The organism is Pseudomonas sp. p106 (assembly GCF_003936645.1).
GTDB lineage: Bacteria > Pseudomonadota > Gammaproteobacteria > Pseudomonadales > Pseudomonadaceae > Aquipseudomonas > Aquipseudomonas putida_E.
The window spans coordinates 79173-95005 of sequence record NZ_RHQR01000019.1 but is presented as its reverse complement, the minus strand read 5'-3'; the positions used below and the strand labels follow the sequence as shown (position 1 = coordinate 95005).

Genomic DNA, 15833 nt, shown 5'->3' with positions numbered 1-15833 from the left:
TGCATCAGCATGGTCTGGGCCCGATACGAGGTCAAACCACCATGAGCCAGAACACGCAGGGTCGAGAATTTTCCTGTACCCAGTTTTTTTACGCGCAAGACCGGCTTGTGACACAGGTGGAGGGCCGGTCAACGCGAACGGTGTTGCGGGCGAGGGGCTTACTGTTAGCGCAGTTGCGTTGTGACGACAACGCACTGCAAACCGTAGTGCTTACGATGGACGCCAAAGACTCTGTGCTCGTGGCTTCGGTAAGCGGCGAAGCACAAAGTTTTGCCTACCCACCTTACGGCTCCAAGCAGGAAAGCGCCGATCTCCCAGGGTTGCCCGGTTTCAATGGAGAAACACGGGACGCTGTGACAGGGCACTATTTTCTAGGTTTGGGCTATCGTCTGTACAACCCTGTGCTGATGCGCTTTCAAAGTACTGACAGCTTGAGCCCATTTGGCGAGGGTGGGTTGAATGGCTATGCGTATGTCTCCGGTGATCCTGTCAATTTCAGTGACCCGACCGGGCATATGCCTACTAAGGGAGTATTGCCGGCACACATGAAAAGGCCTCACTCATTGATTGTGTCTCCCAATTCGCAGAAGACCCTCGCTTCGAGGAAGCCTGCGATGAACCGATCTATTTCGACTGCCTCCAGCTCGTCATTATTATCCTCCCCCTCCCCCTTGTCAGGAGGGAGCCCTCCATTGGGTGAACGGTACAGCTCACCAAGCTCTGTATTTTCAAACGCATTCTCAGAAGAAAACCAAGGCTGGAAACTAAACAAGGCGGACGTGAGAAAAAATTTGAAAGTACTGACTAAAGTTGAGCAGCAGAAATTCGATGAATTTCAAAATTCGATTCACAATAAGGGGCTGCCGCCTTGGGAAGCTGTATTGCCTTTAGGTGATGTAGACTACAAACTTTATAGGAAAGATTTAGGGATTTATCAGTTCCGCCTCAATGGCGGTACCCGTGTTCACTTTGAGGTGGAGGGTAAAACCGTGATTATTCGCCAGGTGGGAGGGCATGCGTAGCGTACGCGGCATATTGCCAACCCTGCAGTCGTAAGAAATTTCCGAATATAAAACCAAATGCTTCGGTCGAATTATCCTACGGCGTCTGTCGGAAGGTGCCGTTTTGGCTGGAAAGTGTTCCCGGAATACTGTGCTCAGGTCCACCTTGCAAGGTGATCGGGCGTGAGACACCCGGTTTAAACGTGAGTAGCCGACAGCCTTCATTGCGGAAATCCTCACTTCGGCATCATCAGGCAAATTTTTCTCACGCTACAAGGAAAATTATGATTTTTAGGGTTTGCTCGACTATATCGGTGCCGACTATCCGCCGACCGTGCGTGACGGCCAGTTGGGCGCGCGCCTGGCCGTGGCCTACGAAGTCCGTCAGGCGCCGGTGATTACCCCGGACCCCGCCCGTGGTGCTTCGTTGTATGCACACAACTGCTCGATCTGCCACGGTGACACGGGGCAGGCGATGGAGCCATGGCAGTCAAACCCAGATCGCATCCCAATGCGGATAATCCCCCACCCGCTCAACCAGACCTGCGCGCATAGGGTTCAAGACGATGTACCGCGCCACAGCCTGCACGTCCTCTTCTCGCCGCAACGCCCGGTCATGAAACCCCTTCTGCCAAAGCCTCCCATATCGCCCGAGATGGCGGTTGATGCCACAGGTGCTGTGCGACTTCACCCGCCGCATCAACGTTTTCAGGCTCACCGGCCCCAGCTCGATCAACCAGTGGAAATGATCAGGCATTACCACCCAGGCTAAAGACCGCGCCGCACCTTCTGCCTCGGCCTGGCGTAGCTGGCTGACCAACAAGCGGGCCGAGTGAAACCCACCCAGTACAGGGGCCCTGTGCAATGTGGTGCTGGTGAGAAGGTACAACCGATGCCTTTCTGAGAACCGGCCAAGCCTTAGCTGATTTGAATGGGGACGATCCATGTTCCCTGCCTCCTGATGGTTCGCCTATCAGGCTAGTAGCGACGGTTTTATCAGGTTGGGCTCAATTGGTACCTGCTGTTTCCGCGGGGTGGCCAATCGCCGGCAAGCCCACAGGGAACGCGCAGTTCTTGAGGTCTGCACTGTACTTGTGGGAGCCGGCTTGCCGGCGATCGAGGGCGAAGCCCTCGCAGCAGTCGCAAGCCGTAAGACATTTCTGAACCTTAAACCAAATGCTTCAGTTTTTTCACTCTGGCGACTTATCCTACGACGCCTATCGGAAGGTGCCGTCTTGGCTGGCAAGCGCTCCGGGAATAATGTCCTCGGGTCGCCTCGCAAGGCGATCGGGCGTGAGACACCCGGTTCACATTCGGTAGCGCCGCTCCATGGCGGTCGTGCGCGGGCAGGCTTCGGTCTGGCCGGGGTTACCGTATGTCCCGGGTCTCACCCCGTGCACGACTGCCACCCAAATCCGTGAGACGAGGAGGAAGGCAGGTCAGCCCAACATACGGAGATCCGCCATGAAAAAGCTCGTCCCAGACCCACCTCCATCTGCCCTGCTTCTGCTCGACCCTCCCGCCATCTCGCTCCCGGAACCGCCCAACACCCAAGAGTGCAACGCACTCATCTGCGCTTTGACCCTGACCATCAAACAGACCTCCAGCGTGCTGCTCGACAGCCCGCAAGGCCCTGTGCGTGACGCCATGGGCATGAACATCCGCCTGCTGTGCCGGATGATCAATGCGCTGAACGAGCACGCCGGTGCGCAAGGAGCATCACAATGAGCGAGGGCCTCAACCAAGCATCAACGGCAGGCGTAGAAACCTTCGACCTGTTCAGCCTCAGGCCTGATGTTCCGTTCGATCATGCGTTCTCGCAGCTTTCCGTACTGCTCGGCTGCATCCGCCACCTCACCACCGAAGCGGAAATGGAAAACGACCGTATCGCTGGCAGCGCGGCGCGGATTCTCAGCGAGATGGCCAAGGCATTGATCGATGATCTGGAGCGGGGGATGAACGAGGCTCACTGAGGCTGCGCAGGCTCCATTTGTTGCGATTGCTGCTTCTGCAACTGCACAGGGCCATTGAAATAGATGTGCCATTGCGTGTTTCTTTCGCCGGGACGAGTAACATGGCCGTTTCGGGGCTGCTACGCAGCCCATCGCCGGCAAGCCGGCCACACAGGTACAGCGCAGAGCTCAAGAGCTGCGCGATACCTGTGGGAGCTGGCTTGCCGGCGATGGGCCGCAAAGCGGCCCCAAATCGCTCAACTGAACGGCATCGGGCAAAGCCCCTCCTGCTTCAAGAGGAAAACGCAATGCGCATATGGATCGACGCCGACGCGTGCCCCAAGGCAGCCAAGGACCTGATCGTCAAATTCGCCCTCAAGCGCAAGCTCGAGGTGGTCATGGTGGCCGGGCAGGCCGTGGCCAAACCGGCCTTCGCCGTTGTGCGGCTGATCGTGGTACCCAGCGGCATGGATGCCGCCGATGATTACCTGGTCGAGCACGCCGTGCCAGGTGAGCTGGTCATCTGCAGCGACGTGCCGCTTGCCGACCGCCTGATCAAGAAGGGGGTAGCGGCGCTGGACCCACGTGGCCGTGAATTCGACGAGCGCAACATGGGCGACCGGCTGGCAGTGCGCAACCTGTTTACCGAGTTGCGCGAGCAGGGCCAGGCCGGCGGAGGGCAGGGGCCTTATGGCGAACGCGAAAAGCAGGCGTTCGCCAATGCGCTGGACCGTATTCTGGCCCGCTTGGCCAAGGGCTGATCAGTCAGCCTCGTGGGTCATTTCCAGCACGCGATCCACCAGCTTGTAAATGCCGCCAGCCGCCTCGCTGATCGACTTGGCCACCATGTACGCCGGCGTGGTCACCAGCTTGCGCTGGGTGTCCTCGACAATGTCATGCACATCGCACTCTTCATGGGTGCCACCCATCTTGGTCACCGCAGCAGCAGTATCGGCATCGTTCCCGATGGTGCAAACCACGCCAGGGCCGTAGATCTTGGCCGCCAGTGCCGGTGAAATGCACATCAGGCCAACCGGCTTGCAAGCTTCGGCAAAGGCCTCGGCCAAGGCCAGTACCTGCGGGTTGACCGTGCAATCGCTACCTTCGACGGCAAAGTCGGACAGGTTCTTCGCCGCCCCGAAACCACCCGGCACAATCAGCGCATCGAAGTCCTCGGCCCTGGCCTCGCTGATGTCCTTGACCTCGCCGCGGGCGATGCGCGCCGATTCCACCAGCACATTGCGCGACTCAGGCATCTGCTCACCGGTGAGGTGGTTGATCACGTGCATCTGCGCGATGTTCGGCGCGAAGCACTGCACCTGTGCGCCGCGCTGGTCGAGGCGCAGCAGGGTGATCACGCTTTCATGGATTTCGGCGCCATCGTAGACGCCACAGCCGGAAAGAATCACCGCTACTTTTTTCGTCATGCTCATTACTCCAGTGTCGAGGCGCTAAATGTCCTCTAGTTTGGCAGATGTGGCCATAGGGGTTGCCATGGGTGCATCCTAATCTGTGTGGATACCCTTCGAGGCAGCTGTCCATGGACTTGATTCTGCTGGCCGTACCGTTCTTTTTCGTGCTGATCGCGGTTGAATTGGTCGCCGACCGTGTGCGCGGCCAGCGCAATTTCACCGTGGCCGATTCGATCAACAGCCTGAGCACCGGCGTGCTGTCCACCAGTACCGGGCTGCTGACCAAGGGGGCAGGGCTGGTGACCTATGCACTGGCGTGGGAGCATCTGGCGCTGCTGCACCTGCCGGGCCACGCCGTCTGGGTCTGGTTGCTGGCGTTCGTGCTGTACGACTTCTGCTATTACTGGCTGCACCGCTTGGGGCATGAGCGCAATGTGCTGTGGGCAGCCCATTCGGTGCATCACCAGAGCGAGGAGTACAACCTCACCACCGCGCTGCGCCAGACCAGTAGCGGCTTCCTCTTTTCGTGGATCTTCTACCTGCCGCTGGCGCTGATCGGCGTGCCGCCATGGGTGTTCATTACCGTGGCGTCGCTCAACCTGCTGTACCAGTTCTGGGTGCACACCCGGCACATTCCCAAGTTGGGCTGGCTCGAATGGATACTGATCACACCGTCCAACCATCGCGTCCACCATGCGCAAAATACTGTTTACTTGGATCGCAACTACGGCGGTGTGTTCATTCTTTGGGACCGTCTGTTTGGCACCTTCAAGGAAGAAGACCCGGCCGAGCCGGTGGTGTTTGGCGTGACCACGCCGTTGGCCAGCTGGAACCCGTTGTGGGCCAACCTGCAGTTCTATGCCCAGCTCTGGGACGATGCCCGGCGCACCGATAGCCTGTGGGACAAACTGCGTATCTGGTTCATGCCCACTGGCTGGCGGCCGGCGGATGTGGCCGCGCGTTATCCACAGGCCAAGCAGAACCTGGCGCTGTTCCGTAAGTTCGAGGTTGCCCTGGGGCGGGCGCAGCAGGTTTATGTGGTGCTGCAGTTCGCCGTATACGTGGCATTGGGCAGCTACTTGATGGGCGTTGCAGAGCAGGTGCCGACGGCGGCCCTGGTGCTTGGCTGGGCGGTGATGGCGCTGGGGTTGTTCGCCCTGGGCGCGGCCCTGGAAAACCGGCCGTGGGCAGGGCGCCTGGAGCTGGCGCGCCTGTTGTTGAATGTGCCTGCGCTGTATCTGGCTGGCGCTCTGGGCTTAGGGGTTGTTACGCCCTTGGTCTGGGCCCTGCTCGCGCTTTACAGCCTGCTCAGCCTCGGCGGCCTGGGCCTGTGCCGCGGCCTTGCGCTCGGCGCGCAAGGTGCGAAAACGCCGCCGCAGCCACAGCAGGGCGCCGAGCAGCAGCAGGCCACCGAGCACCCATAGCTCGTACTTCTTCACGTTGCCCAGCATGCCTTCAAGAATGGCGCCGAAGTGGTACGCGGCTGCGCCCAGGGCCAATGCCCAGACGGCTGCGCCGATGCCGTTGAGCAGCAGATAACGGCGGGGTGGGTAGCCGGACAGGCCGATAGCCACGGGCATGACCGTGCGCAGGCCATAGACGAAGCGGAAGCTCAGTACCCAGATGTCGGGGTGGCGGCGGATATGTTCCAGCGCCCGGTCGCCCATGGCCTGCCAGCGCGGCTTGCGCGCGAGGATCTTGCGCCCGTGGCGGCGGCCCATGAAGTACCACAGCTGGTCGCCGGCATAGCTGCCGAAGAATGCCACGATCACCACCAGGCTGATGTCCATGTACCCGCGGAACGCAAGGAATCCTGCAAGCACCAGGATGGTCTCGCCTTCGAAGAAGGTGCCTAGAAAAAGGGCAAAATAGCCGAAATCCTGCAGGAATTGTTGAAGCATTTTCTGAGGTGCTGGCGAAATGAACGCGCAGCCTACCCCTTCACGCGCGTTCGTGAAAGTGTCCAGATGCGTCTCGACGTGAACAATTCGTACAAGGACAATGGCTTCAGCCACAAGTCGCGGGCTTGCCTATAGATGTAACACAGACGTCATAATGGCCGCTTATCGTCCCGCTCAATTGATGATAGGGCGTTAACGTCCTCCAGGAACGCCAGATGAATAATGAAGTGCTAACCCCTGTCGCGATCAAGGACGCTCAGGCAGTCCCCGAAGAGATGGTGCAGACCCCGCCGGATCTGCCAGAGGCCCCGGAGCCTGCAGTAGAGGCCGCTGCCCCCGCGCCCGTGCATACTGCCCCCGCGCCGGCCATCGCCATCCCGAGCCTGGACGACAGCAGCCTGTACATTCATCGCGAGCTGTCGCAGCTGCAGTTCAACATCCGCGTGCTGGAGCAGGCGCTGGATGAGTCCTACCCGCTGCTCGAGCGCCTGAAGTTCCTGCTGATCTTCTCCAGCAACCTCGATGAATTCTTCGAGATCCGCGTGGCGGGCCTGAAGAAGCAGATCAACTTTGCTCGTGAACAGGCCGGTGCCGACGGCCTGCAGCCGCATCAGGCGCTGGCGCGCATCAGCGAGCTGGTGCACACCGAAGTGGAGCGCCAGTACGCGATCCTCAATGACGTGCTGCTGCCGGAACTGGAAAAGCACGCGATCCGCTTCATCCGCCGCCGTTACTGGACGCCCAAGCTCAAGACCTGGGTGCGCCGCTACTTCCGTGACGAGATTGCGCCGATCATCACCCCGATTGGTCTGGACCCGACGCACCCGTTCCCGTTGCTGGTGAACAAGAGCCTTAACTTCATCGTAGAACTCGAAGGGGTCGATGCCTTCGGTCGTGATTCGGGCCTGGCGATCATCCCGGCACCGCGCCTGCTGCCGCGGGTCATTCGTGTGCCGGAAGAGGTCGGTGGCCCTGGGGACAACTACGTGTTCCTGTCCTCGATGATCCACGCCCATGCCGACGACCTGTTCCAGGGCATGAAGGTCAAGGGTTGCTACCAGTTCCGCCTGACCCGTAACGCCGACCTGGCGCTGGATTCGGAAGAAGTCGACGACCTGGCGCGCGCCCTGCGCGGTGAGCTGTTCTCGCGCCGATACGGCGATGCCGTGCGCCTGGAAGTGGCCGACACCTGCCCCAAGCACCTGTCCGACTACCTGCTCAAGCAGTTCAGCCTGAGCGAGAGCGAGTTGTACCAGGTCAACGGCCCGGTCAACCTGACCCGCCTGTTCAGCATCACCGGCCTGGACAGCCACCCGGAGCTGCAGTACACGCCGTTCACCCCGGCGATCCCCAAGCTGTTGGTCAACGCCGACAACATCTTCAGTGTCATCAGCAAGCAGGACATCCTGCTGATGCACCCGTTCGAGTCCTTCACCCCCGTGGTCGACCTGCTGCGCCAGGCCGCCAAGGACCCGCACGTGCTCGCCGTTCGTCAGACGCTGTACCGCTCCGGCGCCAACTCGGAAATTGTCGACGCACTGGTGGATGCAGCACGAAACGGCAAGGAGGTCACCGCGGTGATCGAGTTGCGCGCGCGCTTTGACGAAGAGTCCAACCTGCAGATGGCCAGCCGCCTGCAAGCCGCCGGCGCCGTGGTGATCTATGGCGTGGTTGGCTTCAAGACCCATGCCAAGATGATGCTGATCCTGCGCCGCGAGCAGGGCGAGATCGTCCGCTACGCCCACCTGGGCACCGGTAACTACCACGCCGGTAATGCTCGCCTGTACACCGACTACAGCCTGCTGACCTCCGACGATGCCCTTACCGAGGACGTCGGCAAGCTGTTCAGCCAGTTGATCGGCATGGGCAAGACCCTGCGCATGAAAAAACTGCTGCACGCGCCGTTCACCCTGAAAAAGGGCATGCTCGACATGATTGCCCGGGAAACCCAGTTCGCCCTGGAAGGCAAACCCGCGCACATCATCGCCAAGTTCAACTCGCTGACCGATGCCAAGGTCATCAAGGCCCTGTACAAGGCCAGCCAGTCGGGCGTGAAGATCGACCTGGTGGTGCGTGGCATGTGCTGCTTGCGCCCAGGTATCCCGGGGGTTTCGCACAATATCCAGGTGCGCTCGATCATCGGCCGCTTCCTGGAGCATACCCGGGTGTTCTACTTCCTCAACGGCGGCGAAGAGCAGATCTACCTGTCCAGCGCCGACTGGATGGAGCGCAACCTCGACAAGCGTGTCGAGACCTGCTTCCCGGTGGAGGGCAAGAAGCTGTTGCTGCGGGTGAAGAAGGAGCTGGAAGGCTACCTGACCGACAACACCCATGCCTGGACGCTGCAGCCCGACGGGCGCTATGTGCGCAGCAGCCCGACCGGCAACCAGAACCCGCGCAGTGCCCAGGCGACCCTGCTGGAGCGCCTGAGCAACCCGGTACTTAACGTACGCTGAGGACGAAGTTGACCCGGGCCAGCCACTCCGCCTCGTTGGCGAAGTCGGCCTGGGTCAGCTGGTTCTGCTCCAACCAGCCGGCCGGGAAGGCCACGTCTAGGCTATTGTCTGCGGCCTGCAGTTGCACCTTGGGCATCTGTTGGGTGCCACGGATGTGGTGGAACAGAATGGCGAAGCGCAGCAGTACGCACAGGCGCAGCAGTTTCACGCCTTCATCGCCCAGTTCGGCGAACTTGTCCTTGGGGATGTTGCGGCGGTGGCCACGTACCAGCAGCGCCATCATCTGCTGGTCTTCACGCGAGAAGCCCGACAGGTCGGAGTGCTCGATCAGGTAGGCACCATGCTTGTGGTAGTGGTAATGGGCAATGTCCAGGCCAATTTCGTGAATTTTGGCTGCCCAGCCCAGTAGATCGCGCCAGTTACCCTCTTCAAGCCCCCATGCCTTGGCCACTTGGTCAAAGGCGTGCAGCGCCTTGCGCTCGACGCGCGCAGCCTGGCCCTGATCGACGTGGTAGCGCTCCATCAACGAGTTCAGGGTGCGTTCGCGCACGTCTTCGTGGTGGTGGCGGCCAAGCAGGTCGAACAGCACACCTTCACGCAGCGCGCCATCGCAATGGTCCATGCGTTGCAGTTCCAGCGCGTCGAAAATCGCCTCGAGAATCGCCATGCCGGCCGGGAAGATGGCGCGGCGGTCGGGTTTGACCCCGTCGAAGTCGATCTTGTCGGTCTCGCCCAGCTTGAACAGCTTGCGCTTGACCCAGGCCAGACCGTCGGCGTTGACCTCGCCATTGCCCAGGCCAGCGGCCTTGATTGCGGCGCCGATGGCACGGATGGTCCCGGAGGAGCCTATCGCTTCATCCCAGGTCAGGCGGTGCAGGGCATTCTCGATGCTCATCAGCTCCAGGCGCGCGGCAGTGTAGGCCTGGGCGTAGCGGGCCGGGGTGATCTTGCCATCGCGGAAATAGCGCTGGGTGAAGCTGACGCAGCCCATCTGCAGGCTTTCACGCAGCAGCGGCTCAAAGCGCTGGCCGATGATGAACTCGGTGCTGCCACCGCCGATATCGGCGACCAGGCGTTTACCAGGGGTGTCGGCCAGGGTGTGGGACACGCCCAGGTAGATCAGGCGCGCTTCTTCGCGGCCGGAGATCACTTCCACGGGGTGGCCGAGGATCACTTCGGCACGCTGGATGAATTCGTTGCGGTTGCGCGCCTCGCGCAGGGCGTTGGTGCCAACGATGCGCACGGCCCCCGCAGGCATGCCGTTGATCAGCTGGGCAAAGCGCTTCAGGCATTCCAGGCCCCGGACCATGGCTTCTTCGCTGAGCATGCGTGCTTCGTCGATGCCAGCGGCGAGCTGAACCTTTTCCCCGAGCCGCTCCAGGATGCGGATCTCGGTATGGTGAGCCTTGGCCACGACCATGTGGAAACTGTTGGAGCCCAGGTCGATGGCGGCAATCAGGGACAGGTTCTTCGCTAAGGTATGCGGCATGATCTGAGTAGTCTCGGTCGGTAACCCGGCAATCGTGCCACGTTAGCAGGCTGTCGCCAACGCGCGACTCGCCAGGGCTTGATGCAAGGCAATGTGCCAGTCGATGCTATGACACTTCTGTGACAGTTTCGATTCGTGGCGTCTTGCACAACTATAGTGACACTCAATCGTCCGCGACTTCCTGTAGCGCGTGGGTGCGGCTATGATGGGCCACGTTTTTTGCTTACGACCCTGGAGATATCCATGAGCAGCGATCTTATCAAACACGTCACCGACGCCACCTTTGAGGCCGAAGTCCTGCAAGCCCAAGGCCCGGTGCTGGTCGACTACTGGGCTGAATGGTGCGGCCCATGCAAGATGATCGCTCCGGTGCTGGACGACATCGCCACCACCTACGAGGGTAAACTGACCGTCGCCAAGCTGAACATCGACGACAACCAGGAAACCCCGGCCAAGCACGGCGTGCGTGGCATCCCGACGCTGATGCTGTTCAAGAACGGCAACGTCGAGGCCACCAAGGTCGGCGCCCTGTCCAAATCCCAGCTGGCCGCGTTCCTCGACGCCCACCTGTGATGTGAAAAAGCCCCGGAAATTCCGGGGCTTTTCTTTTCCAACCCACTAGACGTCGAAAAAAGCAAGTGTTACATTCGGCCTCGCACTGTTTCTCAAGTGCCCCCTGCACGCCGTCGCCGACGCACTCCTAATTAGAATCTGTGCGCGATCCTATCGCCTTCTAGCGGCGCGGCTTCATTAAGCCAGAAGCTTAATCCTCCCTTCATACATGATTACGTCATTCCCCTTATGAACCTGACTGAACTCAAGCAAAAGCCGATTACCGATCTGCTGGAAATGGCCGAACAGATGGGCATCGAAAACATGGCCCGTTCGCGCAAACAGGACGTGATTTTCGCCCTGCTGAAAAAGCACGCGAAAAGCGGCGAAGAGATCTCAGGTGACGGCGTGCTGGAGATTCTCCAGGATGGTTTCGGTTTCCTGCGTTCGGCTGATGCGTCCTATCTGGCCGGCCCTGACGACATCTACGTCTCGCCCAGCCAGATCCGCCGCTTCAACCTGCGTACCGGCGATACCATCGTCGGCAAGATCCGCCCGCCGAAGGAAGGGGAGCGTTACTTCGCGCTGCTCAAGGTCGACACGATCAACTTCGATCGCCCGGAAAACGCGAAGAACAAGATCCTCTTCGAAAACCTGACGCCGCTGTTCCCGAACAAGCGACTGAAGATGGAAGCCGGCAACGGTTCCACCGAAGACCTGACCGGCCGCGTCATCGACCTGTGCGCGCCGATCGGCAAGGGCCAGCGTGGCCTGATCGTCGCCCCGCCGAAAGCGGGTAAAACGATCATGCTGCAGAACATCGCGGCCAACATCACCCGTAACAACCCCGAGTGCCACCTGATCGTTCTGCTGATCGACGAGCGCCCGGAAGAAGTGACCGAAATGCAGCGCACCGTGCGCGGTGAAGTGGTTGCCTCGACCTTCGATGAGCCGCCAACCCGCCACGTTCAGGTTGCCGAAATGGTCATCGAGAAGGCCAAGCGCCTGGTCGAGCACAAGAAGGATGTGGTCATCCTGCTGGACTCCATCACCCGTCTGGCGCGTGCCTACAACACCGTGATCCCGAGCTCCGGCAAGGTGCTGACCGGTGGTGTCGATGCCCACGCCCTGGAGAAGCCGAAGCGTTTCTTCGGCGCTGCGCGTAACATCGAGGAAGGCGGTTCGCTGACCATCATCGCCACCGCGCTGGTAGAAACCGGCTCGAAGATGGACGAAGTGATCTACGAAGAGTTCAAGGGTACCGGCAACATGGAACTGCCCCTGGACCGTCGCATCGCCGAGAAGCGTGTGTTCCCGGCCATCAACATCAACCGCTCGGGCACCCGCCGTGAAGAGCTGCTGACTGCTGATGACGAACTGCAGCGCATGTGGATCCTGCGCAAGCTGCTGCACCCGATGGACGAGATCGCCGCCATCGAGTTTTTGGTCGACAAGCTCAAGCAGACCAAGACCAACGACGAGTTCTTCCTGTCGATGAAGCGCAAGTAAGCGTTTCAGGCTGGCAGTGATTGGGGCTGCTTCGCAGCCCATCGCCGGCAAGCCGGCTCTTACAGGTCCTCTGCGATCCTTGTGGGAGCCGTCTTGCCGGCGATGGGGCGCGGAGCGGCCCCAAGTCATTTTTGGCCATTGAGCGCTGAACGGCGCTACACTCTGCACCCCGACCGATACGGCCAACACGAGGCTCATGCATGCAGTATCGCGACTTGCGCGACTTCATTCGTGGCCTGGAACAGCGCGGTGAACTCAAGCGCATCCAGGTCCCGATCTCCCCCGTCCTGGAAATGACCGAGGTGTGTGACCGCACCCTGCGTGCAAAGGGCCCGGCGTTGTTGTTCGAAAAGCCCACGGGCTTCGACATTCCGGTGCTCGGCAACCTGTTCGGCACCCCGCAGCGGGTGGCCATGGGCATGGGCGCCGAGTCGGTCGAGGAGCTGCGCGAGATCGGCAAGCTGCTGGCCTTCCTCAAGGAGCCGGAGCCGCCGAAAGGCCTCAAGGATGCCTGGTCGAAACTGCCGATCTTCAAGAAGGTCGTGTCCATGGCGCCGAAGGTGGTCAAGGATGCTGTTTGCCAGGAGGTGGTGGTCGAGGGTGATGATGTCGACCTTGGCCAGCTGCCGATCCAGCACTGCTGGCCGGGCGACGTGGCGCCGCTGATCACCTGGGGCCTTACCGTGACCCGCGGCCCGAACAAGGACCGCCAGAACCTGGGCATTTATCGCCAGCAGGTCATCGGCCGCAACAAAGTCATCATGCGCTGGTTGAGCCACCGCGGCGGTGCCCTGGATTATCGCGAATGGTGTGAGAAGAACCCCGGCCAACCGTTCCCTGTCGCCGTTGCCCTGGGTGCCGACCCGGCAACCATCCTCGGCGCCGTCACGCCGGTGCCCGATACCCTGTCCGAATATGCCTTCGCCGGCCTTTTGCGTGGCAACCGCACCGAGTTGGTCAAATGCCGAGGCAGCAACCTGCAGGTGCCGGCTACCGCCGAGATCATCCTTGAAGGTGTGATCCACCCGGGGGAGATGGCTCCGGAAGGCCCCTATGGTGACCACACCGGCTACTACAACGAAGTGGACAGCTTCCCGGTGTTCACCGTCGAGCGCATCACCCACCGGCAAAAACCGATCTACCACAGCACCTATACCGGCCGGCCGCCAGATGAGCCGGCCATCCTCGGCGTGGCGCTCAATGAAGTGTTCGTGCCGATCCTGCAAAAGCAGTTCCCGGAGATCGTCGACTTCTACCTGCCGCCGGAAGGGTGCTCGTACCGGATGGCGGTGGTGACGATGAAGAAGCAGTATCCGGGCCACGCCAAGCGCGTGATGCTGGGTGTGTGGTCGTTCCTGAGACAGTTCATGTACACCAAGTTCGTTATCGTAACCGACGACGACATCAACGCCCGTGACTGGAATGACGTGATCTGGGCCATCACCACGCGCATGGACCCCAAGCGTGATACGGTGATGATCGACAACACGCCGATCGATTACCTGGACTTTGCGTCGCCGGTATCGGGCCTGGGGTCGAAGATGGGCCTGGATGCCACCCACAAGTGGCCGGGCGAGACTACACGCGAATGGGGCCGGGTCATCGTCAAGGACGAGGCCGTCACCCGCCGCATCGATGAGTTGTGGGACCAGTTGGGAATAGATTGATGCAGGTAACGTTGCAGCCGTCCGGGGCGGTGCTGGCGCTCGAACCCGGGGAACGGATCCTGGATGGAGCGCGGCGGCTGGGCTATGACTGCCCGAACAGCTGTCGCAATGGCAATTGCCATGTGTGCGCCGCATTGTTGGTCGAAGGTCGCGTTCGCCAGAACGGTGAGGTGCGCGACCATGGTGAGCTGTTCACGTGCATCGCCGAACCGCTGGAGGACTGCGTGCTGCTCTGGGATGGTGTGCTGGCCCTGGGCGAGCTGCCAGTGCGCAAGCTGGCATGCAGCGTCATTGAATGCGTAGAGGTGGGTGGCGATGTCTGGCGCGTGCGCTTGCGCGCGCCGGCTGGCAAGCCACTGCGCTATCACGCCGGGCAGTATCTGATGATCGAGCGCGAGGGCGGCAAGCCGGCGGCCTTCTCCCTGGCGTCTGCCCCCCACAGTGGGCGCGACCTTGAGCTTCACGTGCTGGTCCGCGAAGACAGCGCCCGTCAGCTTTTGGCGCAACTGCAGCGTGACCCTATCGCCCGCATCGAAATGCCATTCGGTGACACCCACCTGGCCGAGCTGCCCGATGGGCCACTGGTGCTCATCGCTGCGGGGACCGGCATGGGGCAGATGCACAGCCTGGTCGAGCATTGCCGCGCCCAGGGCTTCAAGCAACCGGTGCACCTCTACTGGGGCGTGCGACGCCCTGAAGACTTCTACGCCATCGAGCACTGGGACGAATGGGAGCGTCTGCCCAACCTGTTCCTGCACAAGGTGGTGAGCGACCTGTGTGGCTGGGAAGGCCGCTGCGGCATGTTGCACGAGGCCGTGTGCGAGGACGTGCAAGACCTCAATACGGTTCATGTTTATGCCAGTGGTTCACCAAACATGATTTATGCCACGCTCGATGCCCTGGTCGAGGCCGGTATGGATGCGCACCGCATGCGTGCGGATGTGTTTGCCTATGCACCGCGTGGTTAATAACCGAAGTTTCAGGTAGTGGGTATAAGGCGGTAATTCTTACCGCCTTGACTAATAACTTTCACTATACTTGGAACCATGCTCTCCAACCGTCGGAAGTTCGCGTGAAACTTAGGCTTCAGGGCTTGAGTGTTGGCGCGGTTCTACCCTAAGGTGGGTGCAGGTTCCCAAGGCGCTGGCGCAAGCCCCGCCCAGCAGGGCCTTTCGCTATATCAGTAGTTCACAGGGAATAATGGCGGCAGCTTATGTCGGCACTTGAAAGTTTATCCTGGAAAAGCGCTTATCCTCCGGCACTCGACTTCGGCCAGCAACTGACCCGCGAGCAATTGATCAACTCGATGCATACGACCATGTCGCGCCATGACGGTGGCCCGGTCTGGTTGTTCGCCTATGGTTCGTTGATATGGCGCCCGGAGTGCAGTTCGGTAGAGCGCCAGCGTGCACGCGTGCATGGCTATCACCGTGGCCTTTACCTGTGGTCGCACGAGCATCGTGGTACGCCGGAAACGCCAGGCCTGGTATTCGGCCTCGACCGCGGCGGTTCGTGCAGCGGTTTTGCCTACCGCCTCGATGAAAGCAACCTCGACGACTCGCTGATGGCCTTGTGGCAAAGAGAGATGCCGTACCCGGCGTACCGGCCGCACTGGCTCAGCTGCCGGCTGGGTGATGGCAGCAAGGTGCAGGCCTTGGGCTTTGTACTTGAGCGGCACCTGCCGTGCTACGCCGGCAATCTGCCTGATACGCTGCTTAGCCAGATTCTTGCCAGTGCCAAAGGGCGCTATGGCACCACGCGTGAGTATGTCGAGCAGACGTTGAACGCATTGCGCAGCCACCAGATGCCCGATCGCAACCTCGAAGCGCGGTTCCGGCGCTGCCACAACCTGCGGGAGGTCTGATTGGGCTGTGCAGCGCTCTTCGCGCGTTTA

14 protein-coding genes and 2 pseudogenes are annotated in these 15833 nt (G+C 60.8%); 12 read left to right on the top strand and 4 right to left on the bottom strand.

The genetic code is table 11. The annotated features are described in order from the left end of the window. The first annotated feature begins 41 nt into the window (after positions 1–41). On the top strand, positions 42–1022 hold the full coding sequence (locus EGJ09_RS21175; RefSeq protein ID WP_125924706.1) for an RHS repeat-associated core domain-containing protein: 981 nt from the start codon (positions 42–44) through the stop codon (positions 1020–1022). 277 nt (positions 1023–1299) lie between these two features. Beyond that, positions 1300–1485 (top strand): annotated as a pseudogene (locus EGJ09_RS27075) (hypothetical protein); the annotation flags it as partial. A 6-nt stretch (positions 1486–1491) separates the two neighbouring features. Here EGJ09_RS27075 and EGJ09_RS21170 read toward each other — a convergent pair. After that, positions 1492–1947 (bottom strand): transposase, encoded by a 456-nt coding sequence (locus tag EGJ09_RS21170; protein WP_125924705.1) that lies wholly within the window; start codon positions 1945–1947, stop codon positions 1492–1494. A 518-nt stretch (positions 1948–2465) separates the two neighbouring features. Here EGJ09_RS21170 and EGJ09_RS21165 point away from each other — a divergent pair. From EGJ09_RS21165 to EGJ09_RS21155, 3 genes are all read left to right on the top strand, one after another. Beyond that, the gene (locus EGJ09_RS21165; RefSeq protein ID WP_012316800.1) at positions 2466–2729 is read left to right on the top strand and encodes a hypothetical protein; all 264 of its coding nucleotides are present in this window, start codon (positions 2466–2468) and stop codon (positions 2727–2729) included. Next, positions 2726–2974 carry a DUF3077 domain-containing protein gene (locus tag EGJ09_RS21160; RefSeq protein WP_115273150.1) on the top strand — a complete coding sequence of 83 codons (249 nt, stop codon included), beginning with the start codon at positions 2726–2728 and terminating at the stop codon, positions 2972–2974. The genes EGJ09_RS21165 and EGJ09_RS21160 overlap by 4 nt, the downstream gene beginning before the upstream one ends. Positions 2975–3261: 287 nt before the next feature. Further along, positions 3262–3714 carry a YaiI/YqxD family protein gene (locus EGJ09_RS21155; protein ID WP_012316798.1) on the top strand — a complete coding sequence of 151 codons (453 nt, stop codon included), beginning with the start codon at positions 3262–3264 and terminating at the stop codon, positions 3712–3714. Here EGJ09_RS21155 and elbB read toward each other — a convergent pair whose 3' ends face one another. Continuing rightward, entirely contained in the window at positions 3715–4380 is a 666-nt protein-coding gene (gene elbB, locus EGJ09_RS21150; RefSeq protein WP_115273149.1) for an isoprenoid biosynthesis glyoxalase ElbB, read from the bottom strand. A gap of 113 nt (positions 4381–4493) precedes the next feature. Here elbB and EGJ09_RS26830 point away from each other — a divergent pair. After that, positions 4494–5120 (top strand): annotated as a pseudogene (locus EGJ09_RS26830) (sterol desaturase family protein); the annotation flags it as partial. A 501-nt stretch (positions 5121–5621) separates the two neighbouring features. Here EGJ09_RS26830 and EGJ09_RS21140 read toward each other — a convergent pair. Continuing rightward, complete coding sequence (locus EGJ09_RS21140) at positions 5622–6266, bottom strand: DedA family protein (RefSeq protein ID WP_080952215.1); 645 nt, start codon at positions 6264–6266, stop codon at positions 5622–5624. A gap of 275 nt (positions 6267–6541) precedes the next feature. Between EGJ09_RS21140 and ppk1 the strand changes: the two genes are divergently transcribed. Then, positions 6542–8722, top strand: a complete 2181-nt coding sequence (gene ppk1 / locus EGJ09_RS21135; protein ID WP_371928099.1) for a polyphosphate kinase 1 — start codon at positions 6542–6544, stop codon at positions 8720–8722. Here the strand turns inward: ppk1 and ppx are convergent. Further along, positions 8709–10211 (bottom strand): exopolyphosphatase, encoded by a 1503-nt coding sequence (ppx, locus tag EGJ09_RS21130; protein WP_046788189.1) that lies wholly within the window; start codon positions 10209–10211, stop codon positions 8709–8711. The genes ppk1 and ppx overlap by 14 nt on opposite strands. 243 nt (positions 10212–10454) lie before the next feature. Between ppx and trxA the strand changes: the two genes are divergently transcribed. The 5 genes from trxA (at position 10455) to EGJ09_RS21105 (ending at position 15803) form a co-directional block, all read left to right on the top strand. After that, positions 10455–10784, top strand: a complete 330-nt coding sequence (gene trxA, locus EGJ09_RS21125) for a thioredoxin TrxA (protein WP_012316792.1) — start codon at positions 10455–10457, stop codon at positions 10782–10784. Between the two features lie 228 nt (positions 10785–11012). After that, positions 11013–12272, top strand: a complete 1260-nt coding sequence (rho, locus tag EGJ09_RS21120) for a transcription termination factor Rho (RefSeq protein ID WP_003253661.1) — start codon at positions 11013–11015, stop codon at positions 12270–12272. 200 nt (positions 12273–12472) lie between these two features. After that, positions 12473–13939 (top strand): 4-hydroxy-3-polyprenylbenzoate decarboxylase, encoded by a 1467-nt coding sequence (ubiD, locus tag EGJ09_RS21115; protein ID WP_046788190.1) that lies wholly within the window; start codon positions 12473–12475, stop codon positions 13937–13939. After that, on the top strand, positions 13939–14907 hold the full coding sequence (locus EGJ09_RS21110) for a CDP-6-deoxy-delta-3,4-glucoseen reductase (RefSeq protein ID WP_125924703.1): 969 nt from the start codon (positions 13939–13941) through the stop codon (positions 14905–14907). The genes ubiD and EGJ09_RS21110 overlap by 1 nt, the downstream gene beginning before the upstream one ends. A 245-nt stretch (positions 14908–15152) precedes the next feature. After that, a complete protein-coding gene (locus EGJ09_RS21105; RefSeq protein WP_046788192.1) occupies positions 15153–15803 on the top strand; it encodes a gamma-glutamylcyclotransferase in 651 nt (216 codons plus the stop codon). The last annotated feature ends 30 nt before the right edge of the window (positions 15804–15833 follow it).